Genomic DNA, 18371 nt, shown 5'->3' with positions numbered 1-18371 from the left:
AGATAACCATGTCACTGAGCAGAACTCAAATTGTTACCTGGCTCACTCGCTGTGGAGAAATTTTCAGCAAAGAGAGCGATTATCTTACCGGGCTGGATCGTGAAATTGGCGACGCTGACCACGGGCTGAATATGAATCGTGGCTTTAGCAAAGTGGTGGAAAAACTCCCTGCCATCGCGGATAAAGACATCGGTTTTATTCTCAAGAATACCGGCATGACGTTGCTTTCCAGCGTCGGCGGTGCCAGCGGCCCACTGTTCGGTACGTTCTTTATCCGCGCGGCACAGGCAACTCATGCTCGTCAAAGCCTGACGTTGATAGAGCTTTATCAGATGTTCCGTGATGGCGCAGACGGCGTAATCAGTCGGGGGAAAGCAGAACCGGGCGATAAAACCATGTGCGATGTCTGGGGGCCGGTGGTTGAGTCGTTACGCCAGTCCAGTGAGCAAAACCTTTCTGTTCCGGCGGCGCTCGAAGCCGCCAGTAGCGTCGCGGAATCCGCCGCACAAAGCACGATTACGATGCAAGCCCGCAAAGGCCGCGCCAGTTATCTCGGTGAACGCAGTATTGGTCACCAGGATCCTGGTGCAACCTCCGTGATGTTTATGATGCAAATGTTGGCATTAGCCGCAAAAGAGTAAGGAATTGGTGATGGTAAACCTGGTCATAGTTTCACATAGCGCCCGACTGGGAGAAGGTGTCGGTGAATTAGCTCGCCAGATGTTAATGGGCGATAGTTGTAAAATCGCCATTGCCGCAGGAATTGACGATCCACAGAATCCCATCGGTACAGATGCCGTCAAAGTGATGGAAGCCATCGAATCCGTTGCCGATGCCGACCATGTGTTGGTCATGATGGATATGGGGAGTGCGTTATTGAGTGCAGAAACCGCACTGGAATTGCTTGCGCCAGAGATCGCCGCGAGAGTACGTTTGTGCGCAGCACCGTTGGTAGAAGGAACGTTAGCAGCCGCCGTCAGCGCAGCCTCGGGGGCGGATATCGACAAAGTCATCCATGACGCCATGCATGCGCTGGAAGCCAAACGAGAACAACTGGGTTTACCATCATCCGCTACTGAAATCTCCGACATATGCCCCTCGCACGATGAAGAAGCCCGTTCTCTGGCAGTGGTGATTAAAAACCGTAACGGACTTCACGTCCGTCCAGCCTCCCGGCTGGTCTATACCTTATCGACATTTAATGCAGACATGTTGTTGGAGAAAAACGGTAAGTGCGTAACACCGGAGAGTATTAACCAGATTGCGCTGTTACAAGTCCGCTGTAACGATACGCTGCGCCTGATTGCAAAAGGGCCAGAGGCTGAAGAGGCGTTGGTCGCTTTTCGCCAGTTGGCTGAAGATAACTTTGGTGAAATGGAAGAGATAGCACCGCCAACTCTGCGTCCAGTTCCGCCTGTCACAGGCAAAGCCTTTTATTATCAACCGGTTTTATGCACAGTACAGGCGAAATCATCACTGAGCGTGGAAGAAGAACAGGAACGGTTACGCCAGGCAATTGACTTCACGTTGTTAGATCTGATGACGTTAACGGCAAAGGCAGAAGCAAGCGGGCTCGACGATATCGCAGCAATTTTTTCCGGTCACCATACACTATTAGACGATCCTGAACTGCTGGTAGCGGCAAGCGAACTCCTTCAGCATGAACATTGCACGGCGGAGTATGCCTGGCAGCAGGTTCTTAAAGAACTTAGCCAGCAATACCAGCAGATTGATGATGAATATTTGCAGGCTCGCTATATTGATGTGGACGATCTTCTGCATCGCACCCTGCTCCACCTGACACAGACAAAAGAAGAACTCCCTCAATTTAGCGCGCCGACCATTTTACTGGCGGAGAACATTTATCCCTCCACGGTACTTCAACTGGATCCGACAGTCGTGAAGGGCATCTGCCTTAGTGCCGGAAGTCCGGTATCCCACAGCGCTCAAATTGCCCGTGAACTGGGCATTGGCTGGATTTGCCAGCAGGGAGAGAAGCTGTATGCGATTCAACCTGAAGAGACGCTAACGCTGGACGTAAAAGCACAACGCTTCAGGCATCAGAGTTAAATCTGATTTGTCTGTCAGTTCGCAGAAAAAGATTTCAATCATGCTCTTACGGCGATCCTGAACTAAGGTTTTCTGATACTTGAATACCGTTTTGTTCGGTATCGCCAAAGGAGAATGATTGATGAAACCACTTGTCCCTCGTCGCTCGCAGAAAGTGGCGTTAATACCTGCTGCCGTATTATTGTGTGCCGCCGCGCTATCTGCACAGGCAGAAGAAACACCGGTGACGCCACAATCGCCTGATATTTTGTTAGGCCCTCTGTTTAACGATGTGCAAAACGCCAAACTTTTTCCTGATCAAAAAACTTTTGCCGATGCCATTCCTAACAGCGATCCATTAATGATCCTCGCAGACTACCGGATGCAGCAGAATCAGAGCGGGTTCGATCTGCGCCATTTCGTTAACGTCAATTTCACCCTGCCGAAAGAGGGAGAGAAATATGTGCCTCCAAAGGGGCAGTCACTGCGCGAACATATAGACGGACTTTGGCCAGTGTTAACCCGTTCTACCGAAAGTACCGAACAATGGGATTCTCTGTTGCCGTTACCGGAACCCTATGTCGTGCCAGGAGGACGTTTTCGCGAAGTGTATTACTGGGACAGTTACTTCACCATGCTGGGGCTTGCCGAAAGCGGTCACTGGGATAAAGTGGCGGACATGGTGGCCAACTTTGGTCATGAAATAGATACTTATGGGCATATTCCAAACGGTAACCGCAGCTATTATTTGAGCCGATCGCAGCCGCCCTTTTTTGCCTTGATGGTGGAGTTACTCGCGCAGCACGAAGGTGACGACGCGTTGAAACAATATTTGCCGCAACTGCAAAAAGAGTACGCGTACTGGATGGACGGTATTGAAAACCTGCAGGCCGGACAACAGGAAAAGCGCGTTGTAAAACTCAAGGATGGCACTATTCTTAACCGCTACTGGGATGACCACGATACGCCACGTCCGGAGTCGTGGGTAGAAGATATTGCCACCGCCAAAAGCAATCCGAACCGCCCTGCCACTGAAATTTACCGCGATCTGCGTTCTGCCGCCGCGTCTGGCTGGGATTTCAGCTCACGCTGGATGGACAACCCGCAGCAGTTAAATACATTACGCACCACCAGCATCGTACCGGTCGATCTCAATAGTCTGATGTATAAAATGGAGAAAATCCTCTCCCGCGCCAGTAAAGCAGCCGGGGATAACGCGATGGCCAGCCAATATGAAACGCTCGCCAATACCCGTCAGAAAGGGATCGAAAAATATCTGTGGAACGATCAACATGGCTGGTATGCCGACTACGACCTGAAGAGCGATAAAGTGCGCAATCAGTTAACTGCCGCCGCCCTGTTCCCGCTTTATGTCAATGCAGCGGCAAAAGATCGCGCTACCAAAATGGCTACCGCCACTAAAACACATCTGTTGCAACCAGGCGGACTTAACACCACATCGGTGAAAAGTGGACAGCAATGGGATGCGCCAAATGGCTGGGCTCCCCTGCAATGGGTGGCGACAGAAGGGTTGCAAAACTACGGGCAGAACGAGGTGGCGATGGACATTAGCTGGCACTTCCTGACCAATGTTCAGCACACTTATGACCGGGAGAAGAAGCTGGTCGAGAAATATGATGTCAGTACCACCGGAACAGGTGGCGGCGGTGGCGAATACCCGTTGCAGGATGGCTTTGGCTGGACCAATGGCGTCACGCTGAAAATGCTCGATTTGATCTGCCCGAAAGAGCAACCGTGTGACAATGTTCCGGCAACGCGTCCGACCAGTAAATCAACATCACAGCCAACCAGCAAAGTCGCAGAACCTTCGCATTAACGTTCTTTTAGCCAACAACGTCATTCTGCTTATCTGGATGACGTTGCTTTTTTCTGGCTTAGATTTAAAGCGGATAGCGGCGTCAGTTCCGCTATCCGCCTTATGAAAATCTTATTCTCTTCGCAGGAGGCGAAATACCCCCAGAACGAGAATAGCTCCCACCACCGCCACCAGGAAGCTGTGCAAATTAAAACCGCTGATGGAGCCGCCAATGCCAAACATGGTCGCCAGCCAGCCGCCGACAACCGCACCGACTATCCCGAGAATACAGGTCAGGAAAAATCCACCACCATCACGCCCCGGCATGATTAGCTTGGCGATAATGCCGGCTATCAGGCCAAAAATAATCCAGGCAATAATTCCCATGTTCAGGCCCTCGTTTCTATGAACAGGACGCAAGAAATGCTTACGTCAACGCTCTAAGTATAGGCAAGGGTAAGTTTGATGTCGGGCGTCTGGTGGTTGATTTGCAGTCAACATGTAAAAAAAATTCGCATTTGTATAAAGTTTTGTTAATCGCCACCGATAAACCAAAGACAGTTTGTCGGTCAGGAGTTTTTCCGCGTGAGTCACTACCATGAGCAGTTCCTGAAACAAAATCCTTTAGCAGTACTGGGCGTTTTACGCGATTTGCATAAAGCTGCAATTCCCTTGCGTATCAGTTGGACTGACGGTCAATTGATCAGCAAAATACTGGCAATAACCCCGGATAAACTGGTGCTGGATTACGGCAGTCAAGCAGAAGACAACAATGCAGTGCTTAAGGCGCAGCACATTACCATAACCGCCGAAACTCAGGGTGCGAAAGTCGAGTTTACTGTTGAACTATTACAGCAAAGTGAATACCTGCAGCTTCCGGCCTTTATTACCGCACCGCCTCCCACCTTATGGTTTGTACAACGACGCCGATATTTCCGCATCTCCGCCCCGCTCCATCCGCCTTATTTTTGCCAGACCAAACTGGCGGATAACAGCACGTTACGTTTTCGCCTGTATGATTTGTCGTTAGGCGGCATGGGCGCATTACTGGAAACGGCAAAGCCTGCCGGATTGCAAGAAGGCATGCGCTTCGCACAGATTGAAGTCAACATGGGACGATGGGGCATTTTTCACTTTGATGCCCAGTTACTGACGATCAGCGAGCGTAAATTGATTGATGGTAAAAATGAAACCGTCTCCACTCCCCGTCTGAGCTTTCGTTTTCTTAACGTCAGCCCGACGGTGGAGCGGCAATTACAGCGAATTATTTTCTCACTAGAGCGGGAAGCCCGTGAGAAATCGGACAAAGTACGCGACTGAGTTACATTGCGTCCAGAGCCTGCTCGAGTTTGTAGATATAGCGTGGAGCCTGCGGCGCGGGGTGATTTCTCGCGACGTGATCGAGGAACTCGTCAGCGTCCAGATCGTTGATTTTGCTGATCGCCTTTTTCCGATCTGAGGAGAAAGTCCGTAGCAGTGCGCCTGCCCCGTTAGCGTATGACACTACCAGCGCATATTGCAGTACTTTCGGATCTTCAATACCTGCCAGCGGGCCGGTTTCCAGAATATTCAGGTAAGCTGCCCCCATTGAGATATTACGCTCTGGATTTTTCAGCTCACTGGTCGTTGGTTCGCCGCTCCAGCCCATGCGACGGTAAACATCACGTCCGGACGTGGAGGCTTTTAACTGCATCAGACCAATCGCATTCGACTTACTCACCGCATTCGGGTTACCGCCCGACTCGATAGCGATAATCGCCGTGATCAATTGTGGATCGACACCCCAGGCAGCACCGGCTTTCTGACTTATTGGCATCCACTTCATTGCACGTTGTACCGGAACTTTCGCGTTCCACGGAGGGTTCGTATAGTCATGTTTTGATGAACAACCCGCTAATAACACAATCAAAAAGGCAAACCATCTCAATTTCACTTCATCTATCCTTATAGCCTGGAATCGCCGTTGAGGTGACAACGGCACACCTAAGCGGCATGATATACAATTCGTTTCTGTTGTCAGCAAGGAATTGCCATGTCTCAGTTTCACTTAATCGCCCCGTCGGGTTACTGCATTAATCAGCACGCCGCGCAGCGCGGTATTCAACGCCTGATGGATGCGGGTCATCAGGTCAATAACGTAGAGGTCATTGCCCGTCGCTGTGAGCGGTTTGCAGGTACGGAAACGGAGCGTCTGGCGGATATTAATTCTCTTGCAAGGCTGACATCACCCAACACTATCGTACTGGCGGTTCGCGGCGGTTACGGCGCCAGCCGCTTACTGGCGGATATTGACTGGCAGGCGCTGGTTGCTCGCCAACAACATGATCCGTTGCTGATCTGCGGGCATAGTGATTTCACAGCCATCCAGTGTGGACTGCTGACCCAGGGTAATGTGATCACCTTTAGCGGCCCGATGTTGGTGGCGAATTTTGGCGCGGAGGAGCTGAACGCCTTTACCGAGCACCATTTCTGGCTGGCATTACGCAATGAAACATTCACCATTGAATGGCAAGGGGAAGGCCCGACGTGTCGGACCGAAGGCACGTTGTGGGGAGGCAATCTCGCGATGCTGATTTCGCTGATTGGTACGCCGTGGATGCCGCAAATTGAGAACGGTATTCTGGTGCTGGAAGATATTAACGAGCACCCTTTCCGCGTCGAACGTATGCTGTTACAGCTCTATCATGCCGGAATTTTACCGCGTCAGAAGGCGATTATCCTCGGTAGCTTCAGTGGTAGCACGCCCAATAATTATGACGCGGGTTACAATCTGGAGTCGGTGTACGCGTTCTTGCGTTCCCGCCTGTCTATTCCACTCATAACTGGCCTCGATTTTGGTCATGAACAACGCACAGTTACGCTGCCGTTGGGCGCACATGCCACGCTTAATCACACCCAGGAAAGCACACAGTTGACGATTAGTGGTCATCCTGTTCTTAAAGTGTAAAAAAATCACGTTTCAGGGCTAAGTAAAACGCTGTTTCTGCCGCTAATATGGTAGGGTTTATATAAGAGACAGCGTAATCAGGAGTAACCGACCGTTGGATGCCACAACAATAATTAGCCTTTTCATCTTAGGATCCATCCTTGTCACCAGCAGTATTTTACTTAGTTCATTTTCTTCCCGTCTTGGCATTCCCATTCTGGTTATTTTTCTGGCGATCGGCATGCTGGCGGGGGTTGATGGCGTCGGCGGCATCCCGTTTGATAATTATCCTTTTGCTTACATGGTAAGTAACCTCGCGCTGGCGATTATTTTGCTCGACGGCGGGATGCGTACCCAGGCCAGTTCATTTCGCGTGGCGTTAGGTCCGGCGCTGTCACTGGCGACGGTGGGCGTGCTGATTACTTCTGGTTTAACCGGCATGATGGCGGCGTGGCTGTTTAATCTCAATTTGATTGAAGGCTTATTAATCGGCGCCATTGTCGGTTCCACGGATGCCGCGGCGGTATTTTCTCTGCTTGGCGGCAAGGGGCTTAACGAACGTGTTGGCTCGACGCTGGAAATAGAATCCGGCAGTAATGATCCGATGGCCGTGTTTCTGACCATTACCCTGATTGCGATGATCCAGCATCATGAGAGCAATATTAGCTGGATGTTCATTGTCGATATTCTGCAACAATTTGGTCTGGGCATTGTAATAGGTCTTGGCGGCGGTTATTTACTGCAGCAAATGATCAACCGCATCGCCCTGCCCGCCGGATTATATCCATTGCTGGCATTAAGTGGCGGTATTCTGATTTTCTCATTAACAACTGCGCTGGAAGGTAGCGGTATTCTGGCGGTGTATCTGTGCGGTTTTCTGCTGGGTAATCGCCCTATTCGCAACCGCTACGGCATTCTGCAAAATTTCGACGGCCTCGCCTGGCTGGCGCAAATCGCCATGTTCCTGGTGCTTGGGCTGTTGGTTAACCCAAGCGACTTACTGCCTATTGCCATTCCGGCGCTCATTTTGTCCGCATGGATGATTTTCATCGCTCGTCCCCTTTCGGTATTTGCCGGATTGCTGCCGTTCCGTGGTTTCAATTTGCGCGAGCGCGTATTTATCAGTTGGGTCGGACTGCGCGGCGCGGTACCGATTATCCTGGCGGTGTTCCCGATGATGGCGGGCCTGGAGAATGCGCGTCTGTTCTTTAATGTCGCCTTCTTTGTGGTTCTGGTTTCACTGCTATTGCAGGGAACATCGCTCTCGTGGGCGGCGAAAAAAGCCAAAGTGGTGGTTCCGCCCGTCGGACGCCCGGTATCACGCGTTGGCCTTGATATTCATCCGGAAAACCCGTGGGAACAGTTTGTTTATCAGTTGAGTGCCGATAAATGGTGCGTGGGCGCGGCGCTGCGCGATCTGCATATGCCAAAAGAGACGCGTATTGCGGCACTATTTCGTGATAACCAGTTGCTTCATCCCACTGGCAGCACCCGACTGCGTGAAGGCGACGTCTTGTGCGTGATTGGTCGGGAACGCGATCTCCCGGCGCTCGGTAAACTGTTCAGCCAGTCACCGCCAGTCGCGCTGGATCAACGCTTCTTTGGTGACTTCATTCTTGAAGCCAGTGCCAAATATGCCGATGTGGCGCTGATATATGGTCTGGAAGACGGTCGGGAGTATCGCGATAAACAGCAAACACTGGGGGAAATTGTCCAGCAATTGTTAGGCGCGGCTCCGGTTGTCGGTGATCAGGTGGAGTTTGCCGGGATGATCTGGACGGTGGCCGAGAAAGAAGATAATGAAGTGCTGAAGATTGGCGTTCGGGTAGCGGAGGAAGAAGCCGAATCTTAAGTTTGATCCGTCTTGTATCGCCGGATGCGACGCTGGTCGCATCCGGCGATACAAGTTACACCGTCACAACAGGCACACGTAACGCCAGCGCGCACATCAATTCATAGCCAACAGTTCCGGCAGCGGCGGCGACATCATCAATTTTGATCTCTTTGCCCCACAACTCAACCGGTGTACCAATTCCCGCCTGCGGGCAAGGTGTTAAATCTACCGCCAGCATATCCATCGAGACAGTCCCCACCGTTATGGTGCACACGCCGTCCACTAAAACCGGTGTACCGGTTGGCGCATGACGCGGATAACCGTCGGCGTATCCGGCGGCAACAATGCCGATTCGCTGTTCATCACGCACGGTATAGCGACCACCATAGCCCACACGATCTCCCGCTTTCAGTGTCTGGACACCAATAATCTCGCTACTTAACGTCATTACCGGACGTAATCCGGTATTGGCGATATCGCGCCACTGACCGGACGGCGATGCACCATACAAAACAATCCCCGGACGCACCCAGTCAAAATGCGCTTCCGGATGCCACAGCGTCGCCGCCGAGTTAGACAACGAGCGTCGACACTCCAGCCCTTCCGCCGCCTGGTCAACACGCGCCATCGCCCCGGTAATCCCATCAGGATGCTCGGCCTCGGCAAAATGCGACATCAGGGTCATTTCGCCAACATTCGCCATCGCCCGCAGTTGCTGCCAGACGGTGGACACGCGATCGGGCAGGAAGCCCAGCCGATTCATTCCACTGTTCACTTTAAGATAAATATCCAGTGGTGCTTTTAGTCGCGCGTTTTGCAACGCTTTGAGCTGCCAGTTACTGTGAACGCAGGTAGTCAGGCGATACTGGTCATAAATCTCCAGATCCTGGGCGTGGAAAAAACCTTCCAACATGAGGATCGGCCCTTTCCAGCCGCGCTCACGTAGGGTAATGGCCTCTTCCAGATTAAGTAAGGCAAAGCCATCAGTCGCCCCGAGCGCACTCCAGATACGCTCAATACCGTGCCCATACGCGTTCGCTTTTACCACCGACCAGACGCGCGCGTGCGGCGCGGCCTGGCGGACAATGTTCAGATTCTGTTTTAATGCCTGTAGATCGAGGCTGGCCTGTATCGGTCTGGTCATCGCGATTCCTTAGCTGTGCGCGCCATGTAAATGGCCCGGGCGTGATGGCGTAAATCCACGGCTGTAGCGCGCTACGCTTAAATCCTCATACGGGATAGCGGGCGTGCGCCCCGAGAGCAGATCGCTTAACAACTGACCGGAACCGCAAGCCATCGTCCAGCCGAGCGTACCGTGACCGGTATTCAGCCACAGATTTTTAAAGCGTGAACGACCAACAATCGGCGTGCCGTCTGGCGTCATCGGGCGCAGACCGGTCCAGAAAGTAGCCTGCTCGACATGACCGCCGCGCGGATAGAGATCGCGAACGACCATTTCCAGCGTTTCACGACGCGGCTGTAACAGTTCAGTGTTAAAACCAACAATTTCCGCCATTCCGCCAACGCGGATACGGTTATCGAAACGGGTAATGGCGATTTTGTAGGTTTCATCAAGAATGGTGGACACCGGCGCGCCATCTTCCTGCGCAATCGGAATGGTCAGGGAATACCCCTTCAGCGGATATACAGGAATATCAACAATGCCTTTAAGCATCGCCGTCGAGTAAGAACCAAACGCCATCACATACGCATCGGCCTTAATCACTTCATCACCACACTTCACGCCGTAGATTTGCTCGCCGTCGCAAAGTAGTTGGTCAACGGGCGTATTAAAGCGGAATTTAACCCCCGCCTGCTCCGCCATCCGCGCCAGATTCTGGGTAAAGAGCTGGCAGTCTCCGGTTTCATCATTGGGCAGTTGAAGACCGCCCGTCAGTTTGTGCGCCACTTCTGCCAGTGCGGGCTCCACTTCTGCCAGGCGGCTGGATTCCAGTAATTTGTACGGCACACCAGCATCTTCCAGCACGGCGATATCGCGAGTGGCATTTTCATACTGTTGTTCGGTACGAAACAGTTGCAGCGTCCCGCCCTGCCGACCTTCATACTGGATATTTGTCTCTGCGCGTAATGCTTTCAGGCAATCACGGCTGTATTCCGCCAGGCGCACCATCCGCCCTTTATTTTCCATATAGTGGCTGGTGTCGCAGTTACGTAACATTTGCCACATCCATTTCAACTGGAACTGCGTACCATCGAGACGAACGGCCAGCGGCGCATGGCGCTGAAACATCCATTTAATCGCTTTTAAAGGCACGCCTGGTGCTGCCCACGGCGCGGCATAGCCGGGGGAGATTTGCCCGGCATTCGCTGCGCTGGTTTCAAGAGCCGCCCCCGGTTCCCGATCAATGACGGTGACCTCATGTCCTGCCTGATTCAGATACCAGGCGCTGGCAACGCCTACCACACCACTTCCCAGTATGACAACTCGCATAGCCACTCCGATAACGGTAGATACAGTAAAAGAACAATAATCTAATTACATCTTGATAACCCAGATGAAAATATTATTCAACATATGGCTTTTTTATGGTGAGCTGGCTCACATCTCCCTGAGTCTGCGGGAATATGGCGTCTTTGGTATCTCCTGCTGGCCGAGCTTTATATCCAGCAGAAAATTCCGTTGAGAAGCTAATTATTGGCACTCCGATAATAAGAAATCGCAAAGAAAAAAATTCTCCGGCGACGCGGTTTTTAACTGGTGTTCTATGCTTGAAATGAGGTGTTCCACACAGAGAGCGCCGACAACAATGAGGTGCGCGTATGGCGACGATCGATTCTATGAATAAGGACTCCACACGTTTGAGCGATGGACCCGACTGGACGTTCGACCTGCTGGATATTTATCTGGCAGAGATAGACCGGGTGGCGAAACTCTACCGGCTGGATACCTACCCGCACCAGATTGAAGTGATAACCTCAGAACAGATGATGGATGCCTACTCCAGCGTCGGCATGCCGATTAACTATCCGCACTGGTCATTCGGTAAAAAGTTTATCGAAACCGAACGTCTGTATAAGCACGGTCAGCAAGGGCTGGCCTATGAAATTGTCATTAACTCTAACCCGTGTATCGCTTACCTGATGGAAGAGAACACCATCACCATGCAGGCGCTGGTGATGGCACATGCCTGCTATGGTCACAACTCTTTCTTCAAAAACAATTACCTGTTTCGCAGCTGGACCGACGCCAGTTCCATTGTCGATTACCTGATTTTTGCCCGTAAATATATTACCGAGTGCGAAGAGCGTTATGGCGTTGATGAAGTAGAAAAGCTGTTGGACTCCTGTCATGCCCTGATGAACTACGGTGTGGATCGTTATAAACGCCCGCAAAAAATCTCGCTGCAAGAGGAGAAAGCCCGGCAGAAAGGTCGCGAAGAGTATCTGCAAAGCCAGGTCAATATGCTCTGGAGAACGCTGCCTAAACGCGAGGAAGAGAAAACCGTTTCCGAAGCGCGTCGCTATCCATCCGAACCACAAGAAAACCTGCTCTATTTTATGGAGAAAAATGCGCCGCTGCTGGAATCATGGCAGCGTGAAATTCTGCGCATCGTGCGAAAGGTGAGCCAGTATTTTTATCCGCAAAAACAGACCCAGGTGATGAATGAAGGCTGGGCGACCTTCTGGCACTACACCATCCTTAACCATCTGTACGATGAAGGAAAAGTGACCGAACGCTTTATGCTGGAGTTTTTGCACAGCCACACCAATGTGGTTTTCCAGCCGCCCTATAACAGCCCGTGGTACAGCGGAATAAATCCGTATGCGCTTGGTTTCGCCATGTTCCAGGATATTAAACGGATTTGTCAGTCGCCGACGGAAGAAGACAAATACTGGTTCCCGGATATCGCCGGTTCCGACTGGCTGGAAACGCTGCATTTCGCGATGCGTGATTTTAAAGATGAGAGCTTTATCAGTCAGTTCCTGTCACCGAAGGTAATGCGTGATTTCCGCTTCTTCACCGTGCTGGATGACGATCGGCATAATTATCTGGAGATTTCCGCTATTCATAATGAAGAAGGTTATCGGGAGATCCGTAACCGGTTATCGTCACAATATAACTTAAGTAATCTGGAGCCGAATATTCAGATCTGGAACGTGGATTTACGCGGCGACCGTTCACTGACGCTGCGCTACATTCCGCATAATCGCGCTCCGCTGGACCGGGGGCGTAAAGAGGTACTGAAGCATGTGCATCGCCTGTGGGGATTTGATGTGATGCTCGAACAGCAAAACGAAGACGGCAGCGTCGAGTTGCTGGAACGTTGCCCGCCGAGAATGGGAAATCTGTAAATAGTCCTCCTCGTTTGAGGAGGACTCATTTTTGCCGGATGCGGCGTAAATGCCTTATCCGGCCTACAAAGTATCGCAAATTCAATATATTGCAAAAAAACACGTAGGCCTGATAAGCGTAGCGCATCAGACAATTATACGTTTGTCATCAGGATGGAAGGACTATCGCCCCTGAATGGCTAAATCACCCGGCAGATTTTTCTGCATTCGGTGCCATATCTCGCCACTCTCATGCCCATAGCGGCGCACTGTTTCGTAAACCTGATCATGCGCGCCTTCAGTGCACAATGCCGATAGCTTGTGATAGAAGCCCAGTGCCAGACTGCGCGCCTCCGGATTAGCGAAATAGTGACGACCAATTCGCGTATACAGCCCTTTCATCCCGTTGAGGATCAGACCGTAAATTGGGTTACCGGAAGCAAACGCCAGACCGCGGAAAATGTTGTAATCCAGGTCAGCAAAGGCGTCGGCGTGATCGGCCACTTCATTGGCGGTTGCCAGCACTTCTTGCGCTTTATCAGGATGCTGACGAAACGCGGTGCGAATAAAAATTGTCGAAATATTGGTACGCACTGACAGCAAATTATCAATAAGCTGCGGCACACTTTCGTGATCCAGTCGCGCCAGCGTCTCAAGAATATTCAACCCGGAGGTTTCCCAGAAATTATTCACCTTCGTCGGTTTGCCGTGTTGAATAGTCAGCCAGCCGTCTCGCGCCAGGCGCTGCAACACTTCACGTAACGTAGTACGCGTTACGCCAATTAATTCTGAAAGTTCACGTTCTGCGGGCAAAATAGTCCCGGGCGGGAAGCGGTTATTCCAGATACTTTCAATAATGTACTCTTCCGCGAAACCCGCCGGGCTTTGCGCCTTAATGACCATAGTGAGATTTCCATAACACAGCAAAACAAAGTTGGACTCATCATACCAGAGGGCTAATCACGCTGATAGCAGACAAAAAGAAGAAAAAAGGATCAAGGCTTCATTTTCCGCATCTCTTTCCCCTTGACTATCAAGACTTGCCTCACTCCTGCCTGACCGTTAAGCTTTGCGTTTAAACATAAAAACATCATTGATTATTTGTAAGGTAAGGGAAACCATCATGGAGATCTCCTGGGGCCGCGCGCTATGGCGCAATTTTTTGGGCCAGTCCCCCGACTGGTACAAACTCGCCCTCATCATTTTCTTAATCGTAAATCCGTTAATTTTCCTCATCAGCCCTTTCGTCGCTGGCTGGTTGCTGGTAGCGGAATTTATTTTCACTCTGGCGATGGCCCTGAAATGCTACCCGCTGCTCCCCGGCGGCCTGTTGGCTATCGAAGCCGTATTTATTGGCATGACCAGCGCGGAACACGTCCGTGAAGAGGTGGCGGCAAACCTTGAAGTCTTGCTGTTACTGATGTTTATGGTGGCGGGCATCTATTTTATGAAACAGCTGTTGCTGTTCATTTTTACTCGCTTGCTATTAAGCATTCGCTCCAAAATGCTGCTATCGCTCTCTTTTTGCGTGGCGGCGGCGTTTCTCTCCGCGTTCCTCGATGCTTTAACCGTCGTGGCGGTGGTGATCAGCGTTGCAGTCGGCTTTTATGGCATTTATCACCGCGTAGCCTCTTCCCGCACCGAAGATCCCGACCTGCAAGACGATAGTCATATCGACCAGCATTACAAAGTTGTTCTGGAGCAGTTCCGTGGTTTCCTGCGTAGTCTGATGATGCACGCCGGCGTCGGTACCGCATTAGGTGGCGTGATGACCATGGTGGGTGAGCCGCAAAACCTGATTATCGCCAAAGCCGCTGGCTGGCATTTTGGCGATTTCTTCCTGCGCATGTCGCCAGTGACCGTTCCGGTTCTGGTTTGCGGTCTGTTAACTTGCCTGTTGGTGGAGAAACTGCGTTGGTTTGGCTACGGTGAAACACTGCCGGAGAAAGTCCGCGAAGTGCTGCAACAGTTTGACGATCAAAGCCGCCACCAGCGTACCCGTCAGGATAAAATTCGTCTGATTGTCCAGGCGATTATCGGCATCTGGCTGGTGACTGCGCTGGCGTTGCATCTGGCGGAAGTTGGCTTGATTGGTTTGTCGGTCATTATTCTGGCGACATCATTGACCGGTGTCACCGATGAACATGCTATCGGCAAAGCCTTCACCGAATCTCTGCCATTCACCGCACTGTTGACCGTCTTTTTCTCGGTAGTCGCAGTAATTATCGACCAGCAGCTGTTCTCCCCGATTATCCAGTTTGTGCTGCAGGCATCGGAACATGCACAGCTTTCGCTGTTCTATATTTTCAACGGTCTGCTGTCATCCATTTCGGATAACGTCTTCGTGGGGACGATTTATATCAACGAAGCGAAAGCGGCAATGGAGAGTGGCGCGATTACGTTGAAGCAATACGAGCTTCTGGCAGTTGCCATTAATACCGGGACCAACCTGCCCTCCGTCGCCACGCCGAACGGCCAGGCTGCATTCTTGTTCCTGCTGACTTCCGCACTCGCGCCATTGATTCGCCTCTCTTATGGCCGCATGGTGTGGATGGCCCTGCCTTATACCCTCGTACTGACTCTCGTCGGACTGCTCTGCGTCGAGTTTACTCTTGCCCCTGTAACCGAATGGTTTATGCAAATGGGGTGGTTAGCAGCGCTTTGATAACAACTGACCGGGCATATTGATGCCCGGTTTGCCTTTTCGCCCGATAATTGTTCGATTACGATCGATTTTTGATTCCCCCAGGTGGCGCAGCGAATGAATTGGTTTAAACTGCGCATTCTATGCATATTGCAGGAATATTATTATGTTGCGATTTTTGAACCAATGTTCACAGGGTCGGGGAGCGTGGCTGTTGATGGCGTTTACCGCTCTGGCACTGGAACTGACGGCGCTGTGGTTCCAGCATGTGATGTTACTTAAACCTTGCGTGCTCTGTATTTATGAACGCTGTGCGTTATTCGGCGTTCTGGGTGCCGCGCTGATTGGCGCTATTGCTCCGAAAACTCCGCTGCGTTATGTGGCGATGATTATCTGGTTATACAGTGCGTTCCGCGGTGTGCAGTTAACTTACGAACACACTATGCTTCAACTCTATCCTTCACCGTTTGCGACCTGTGATTTTATGGTTCGCTTCCCGGACTGGCTGCCGCTGGATAAATGGGTGCCACAAGTGTTTGTCGCCTCTGGCGATTGTGCCGAGCGTCAGTGGGATTTTTTAGGTCTGGAAATGCCACAGTGGTTGCTCGGTATTTTTATCGCTTACCTGATTGTCGCGGTGCTGGTGATGATTTCCCAGCCGTTTAAAGCGAAAAAACGTGATCTGTTTGGTCGCTAATCTATTCGGCGCTCCTGCGGGAGCGTCTTTTTCCTGTCGCTATGTTTATTTGACCCGCAGTAAATCAGAACTTCGTGTTGTATAACGTGGTGAAAGCATGGCTCGCTTCATCTGCCATTGTTGCTGGATCCCCTGCCCGGCAAAATAGAGTGTTCCCCTGCCATCCTTAGCATTCAGCATATCCATTACCGCCATCAATTGTTCACTACCGGGACGCGGTGCGTTGTTATCGAACAAATTTAGTTGCGCCACTCCCTGACTAAAGAAATCACCCAGCATCACGCCCGCTTTTTGGTAGCGATGGCCCGCTTGCCAGATGGCGTCCAGAGATCGCGTAGCCGCGTTAATAATGTCTCTGCTGTCCTGGGTAGGCGTCAGCAGTTTTACCGACGCACTATTGCCGTAATAGGATTCATTGATCGCAAATGGCGACGTTTTAATAAACGTGGAGATAAACCGACAATATTGATGCTCACTGCGGAGTTTTTCTGCCGCCCGGGCGGCGTAACTACAAATGGCCTGCCGCATCGATTCATAATCCGTGATACGTTCGCCAAACGAGCGGGAACAGATAATTTCCTGCTTCGTCGGTGCAAACTCTTCCAGCTGCAAACAGGGTTCGCCGCGCAGTTCACGCACCGTTCTTTCGAGCACGACATTAAAATGTTTACGGATAAACCGGATATCTGTATCCGCCAAATCCAGAACGGTTTTGATACCCATCGCGTTCAATTTTTTGCTGATGCGCCGTCCAATTCCCCAGACTTCATCTACGGGTAAAGCGGCCATTAATTTACGCTGGCGTTCCAGATTGGATAAATCCACCACCCCACCGGTCTGCCGCTGCCATTTTTTTGCCGCATGATTGGCAAGTTTTGCCAGCGTTTTGGTCTGAGCGATACCCACCCCCACGGTGAGATGCGTGCGTTGCAGTACCGTTGCGCGAATTTCTCTGCCAAAGTCAGTAAGATCGCGGCAGTTACGTACCCCCGTCAAATCGCAGAACGCTTCATCAATACTGTAAATCTCCACGCGAGGAGACAGTTCTTCCAGCGTCGACATCACCCGATTGCTCATGTCTGCGTAAAGCTCATAATTGCTGCTAAAGCAGACAACGCCACAGCGACGAAACAGATCTTTTTGTTTGAACCAGGGATCGCCCATTTTAACGCCCAGCGCCTTTGCCTCAGCGTTTCGGGCAATAACGCAACCGTCGTTATTCGATAGCACAACCACCGGTTTACCCCATAAGTCAGGGCGAAACACCGCTTCACAACTGGCATAAAACGAGTTCACATCGCAAAGGGCAAACATCAGCGCATCGCCTTTATTACATGGACAACTACGCCAAAGACATCCAGCGTATCCTCGCTGCCGAGGGTAATCGGCGAGTACGCGTTATTCATGGGAATAAGCTGTACCGTCGGGCGCAACTGCAATTTTTTCACCGTAAACTCGCCATCAACAGCAGCGATGACGATATCACCGTGGCTGGCGGTAATAGCGCTATCGACAATCAATAAATCACCGTCACTAATCCCACCGTCAATCATGGAGTCTCCGCTCGCTTTGACGAAGTAAGTCGCGCTGGGATGCTGAATAAGCAATTGATTCAGATCGATACGCTGTTCAACGTAATCCGCCGCCGGTGAAGGAAAGCCACACTGAACAAGATCGCTAAATAGCGGAAAAGTCACAATTTCGCGGAGATCCGCAGGCTTGATAAACAACATAATAATCTGCCTGAAGTTGTACTGTTTTTATATACAGTAGTCTGTTCTTACCAGCAGATCAATACTGATTCAGGCTATCAATATCTGTCGCTGCGTAGGCTGATCCTTAAGGATTGCCGCCCCACTGTTAACCGTCTGAACGCGGTATGGATATGTCGGTAAGCATTATCTAAAAATACGGTTAATTTTATAGTTTAAACCTTTTTTAGTTATTAGTAAGATACCTGTGCTTCCAAAAAAGCTGGGAAATTCAACGACTCTTGGAAATTTTTGGACCTTGTCCCGCGGCTCCAATCCGACAGCCGCGCTTCTTTTTACTATTTACCCCATCGTAAACCTACGGACCTTGCTCTACGGCTCATCCTGTACCCATGTGATC

At 51.2% G+C, this 18371-nt stretch carries 16 protein-coding genes and 1 pseudogene; 9 read left to right on the top strand and 8 right to left on the bottom strand.

Features of this window, described 5'->3' with window-relative positions; translation table 11 throughout:
- Nucleotides 1-8: 8 nt before the first annotated feature.
- The 3 genes from dhaL to FEM44_RS20980 all read left to right on the top strand — a co-directional run bounded on the left by dhaL (nucleotide 9) and on the right by FEM44_RS20980 (nucleotide 3886).
- Nucleotides 9-641 (top strand): dihydroxyacetone kinase subunit DhaL, encoded by a 633-nt coding sequence (dhaL, locus tag FEM44_RS20990; protein ID WP_135522740.1) that lies wholly within the window; start codon nucleotides 9-11, stop codon nucleotides 639-641.
- A 10-nt stretch (nucleotides 642-651) separates the two neighbouring features.
- Nucleotides 652-2070: a dihydroxyacetone kinase phosphoryl donor subunit DhaM gene (gene dhaM / locus FEM44_RS20985; protein WP_135522741.1), complete on the top strand. Its 1419-nt coding sequence runs from the start codon at nucleotides 652-654 to the stop codon at nucleotides 2068-2070.
- A 121-nt stretch (nucleotides 2071-2191) separates the two neighbouring features.
- A complete protein-coding gene (locus FEM44_RS20980) occupies nucleotides 2192-3886 on the top strand; it encodes an alpha,alpha-trehalase (RefSeq protein ID WP_135522742.1) in 1695 nt (564 codons plus the stop codon).
- A 111-nt stretch (nucleotides 3887-3997) separates the two neighbouring features.
- Here FEM44_RS20980 and FEM44_RS20975 read toward each other — a convergent pair whose 3' ends face one another.
- A complete protein-coding gene (locus FEM44_RS20975) occupies nucleotides 3998-4252 on the bottom strand; it encodes a GlsB/YeaQ/YmgE family stress response membrane protein (RefSeq protein WP_000511315.1) in 255 nt (84 codons plus the stop codon).
- A gap of 198 nt (nucleotides 4253-4450) precedes the next feature.
- Between FEM44_RS20975 and ycgR the strand changes: the two genes are divergently transcribed.
- A complete protein-coding gene (gene ycgR / locus FEM44_RS20970) occupies nucleotides 4451-5185 on the top strand; it encodes a flagellar brake protein YcgR (RefSeq protein WP_135522743.1) in 735 nt (244 codons plus the stop codon).
- A 1-nt stretch (nucleotide 5186) separates the two neighbouring features.
- Here the strand turns inward: ycgR and emtA are convergent, their stop codons facing one another.
- Nucleotides 5187-5798, bottom strand: a complete 612-nt coding sequence (gene emtA / locus FEM44_RS20965) for a membrane-bound lytic murein transglycosylase EmtA (RefSeq protein WP_130205637.1) — start codon at nucleotides 5796-5798, stop codon at nucleotides 5187-5189.
- 99 nt (nucleotides 5799-5897) lie between these two features.
- Here emtA and ldcA point away from each other — a divergent pair, with 99 nt between their 5' ends.
- Both ldcA and FEM44_RS20955 read left to right on the top strand, forming a co-directional pair.
- Entirely contained in the window at nucleotides 5898-6812 is a 915-nt protein-coding gene (gene ldcA, locus FEM44_RS20960; protein ID WP_135522744.1) for a muramoyltetrapeptide carboxypeptidase, read from the top strand.
- A 94-nt stretch (nucleotides 6813-6906) separates the two neighbouring features.
- A pseudogene (locus FEM44_RS20955) lies at nucleotides 6907-8577 on the top strand (potassium/proton antiporter); the annotation flags it as partial.
- On the opposite strand, the gene FEM44_RS26100 reads toward FEM44_RS20955, so the two are convergent.
- The 3 genes from FEM44_RS26100 to dadA are packed head-to-tail and all read right to left on the bottom strand — an operon-like array spanning nucleotide 8515 to nucleotide 11077.
- Nucleotides 8515-8685, bottom strand: coding sequence for a hypothetical protein (locus tag FEM44_RS26100; protein WP_441316607.1), 171 nt, complete (start codon nucleotides 8683-8685; stop codon nucleotides 8515-8517). The pseudogene FEM44_RS20955 and the gene FEM44_RS26100 sit on opposite strands and share 63 nt — an antisense overlap.
- A 13-nt stretch (nucleotides 8686-8698) precedes the next feature.
- On the bottom strand, nucleotides 8699-9769 hold the full coding sequence (dadX, locus tag FEM44_RS20950) for a catabolic alanine racemase DadX (RefSeq protein ID WP_135522746.1): 1071 nt from the start codon (nucleotides 9767-9769) through the stop codon (nucleotides 8699-8701).
- Between the two features lie 9 nt (nucleotides 9770-9778).
- A complete protein-coding gene (gene dadA / locus FEM44_RS20945; protein WP_130205629.1) occupies nucleotides 9779-11077 on the bottom strand; it encodes a D-amino acid dehydrogenase in 1299 nt (432 codons plus the stop codon).
- 329 nt (nucleotides 11078-11406) lie between these two features.
- On the opposite strand from dadA, the gene FEM44_RS20940 reads away from it, so the two are divergent.
- Complete coding sequence (locus tag FEM44_RS20940; RefSeq protein ID WP_135522747.1) at nucleotides 11407-12939, top strand: SpoVR family protein; 1533 nt, start codon at nucleotides 11407-11409, stop codon at nucleotides 12937-12939.
- A gap of 162 nt (nucleotides 12940-13101) precedes the next feature.
- On the opposite strand, the gene fadR is transcribed toward FEM44_RS20940, so the two are convergent.
- Nucleotides 13102-13821, bottom strand: a complete 720-nt coding sequence (gene fadR / locus FEM44_RS20935) for a fatty acid metabolism transcriptional regulator FadR (RefSeq protein WP_130215962.1) — start codon at nucleotides 13819-13821, stop codon at nucleotides 13102-13104.
- Between the two features lie 220 nt (nucleotides 13822-14041).
- Between fadR and nhaB the strand changes: the two genes are divergently transcribed.
- Complete coding sequence (gene nhaB, locus FEM44_RS20930) at nucleotides 14042-15583, top strand: Na(+)/H(+) antiporter NhaB (RefSeq protein ID WP_135522748.1); 1542 nt, start codon at nucleotides 14042-14044, stop codon at nucleotides 15581-15583.
- A gap of 145 nt (nucleotides 15584-15728) precedes the next feature.
- Nucleotides 15729-16259: a disulfide bond formation protein DsbB gene (gene dsbB / locus FEM44_RS20925; protein ID WP_135522749.1), complete on the top strand. Its 531-nt coding sequence runs from the start codon at nucleotides 15729-15731 to the stop codon at nucleotides 16257-16259.
- A 45-nt stretch (nucleotides 16260-16304) separates the two neighbouring features.
- On the opposite strand, the gene umuC is transcribed toward dsbB, so the two are convergent.
- Nucleotides 16305-17573, bottom strand: coding sequence for a DNA polymerase V catalytic protein (gene umuC, locus FEM44_RS20920; protein ID WP_135522750.1), 1269 nt, complete (start codon nucleotides 17571-17573; stop codon nucleotides 16305-16307).
- Complete coding sequence (locus FEM44_RS20915) at nucleotides 17573-17992, bottom strand: translesion error-prone DNA polymerase V autoproteolytic subunit (protein WP_135522751.1); 420 nt, start codon at nucleotides 17990-17992, stop codon at nucleotides 17573-17575. Before FEM44_RS20915 ends, umuC begins: the two co-directional genes overlap by 1 nt.
- Nucleotides 17993-18371 lie beyond the last annotated feature (379 nt).

The organism is Escherichia sp. E4742, assembly GCF_005843885.1.
Classification (GTDB): Bacteria; Pseudomonadota; Gammaproteobacteria; order Enterobacterales; family Enterobacteriaceae; genus Escherichia.
The sequence above is the reverse complement of the archived record's forward strand: the minus strand, read 5'-3'. Positions and strand labels throughout refer to the sequence as shown.

Excerpts from the sequence above, each read along its gene's own strand:
- dhaL (WP_135522740.1), top strand. The coding sequence starts at position 9 with ATGTCACTGAGCAGAACTCAAATTGTTACCTGGCTCACTCGCTGTGGA.
- dhaM (WP_135522741.1), top strand. The coding sequence starts at position 652 with ATGGTAAACCTGGTCATAGTTTCACATAGCGCCCGACTGGGAGAAGGT.
- FEM44_RS20980 (WP_135522742.1), top strand. The coding sequence starts at position 2,192 with ATGAAACCACTTGTCCCTCGTCGCTCGCAGAAAGTGGCGTTAATACCT.
- FEM44_RS20975 (WP_000511315.1), bottom strand. The coding sequence starts at position 4,252 with ATGGGAATTATTGCCTGGATTATTTTTGGCCTGATAGCCGGCATTATC.
- ldcA (WP_135522744.1), top strand. The coding sequence starts at position 5,898 with ATGTCTCAGTTTCACTTAATCGCCCCGTCGGGTTACTGCATTAATCAG.
- FEM44_RS26100 (WP_441316607.1), bottom strand. The coding sequence starts at position 8,685 with ATGCGACCAGCGTCGCATCCGGCGATACAAGACGGATCAAACTTAAGA.
- dadX (WP_135522746.1), bottom strand. The coding sequence starts at position 9,769 with ATGACCAGACCGATACAGGCCAGCCTCGATCTACAGGCATTAAAACAG.
- dadA (WP_130205629.1), bottom strand. The coding sequence starts at position 11,077 with ATGCGAGTTGTCATACTGGGAAGTGGTGTGGTAGGCGTTGCCAGCGCC.
- FEM44_RS20940 (WP_135522747.1), top strand. The coding sequence starts at position 11,407 with ATGGCGACGATCGATTCTATGAATAAGGACTCCACACGTTTGAGCGAT.
- fadR (WP_130215962.1), bottom strand. The coding sequence starts at position 13,821 with ATGGTCATTAAGGCGCAAAGCCCGGCGGGTTTCGCGGAAGAGTACATT.
- nhaB (WP_135522748.1), top strand. The coding sequence starts at position 14,042 with ATGGAGATCTCCTGGGGCCGCGCGCTATGGCGCAATTTTTTGGGCCAG.
- dsbB (WP_135522749.1), top strand. The coding sequence starts at position 15,729 with ATGTTGCGATTTTTGAACCAATGTTCACAGGGTCGGGGAGCGTGGCTG.
- umuC (WP_135522750.1), bottom strand. The coding sequence starts at position 17,573 with ATGTTTGCCCTTTGCGATGTGAACTCGTTTTATGCCAGTTGTGAAGCG.
- FEM44_RS20915 (WP_135522751.1), bottom strand. The coding sequence starts at position 17,992 with ATGTTGTTTATCAAGCCTGCGGATCTCCGCGAAATTGTGACTTTTCCG.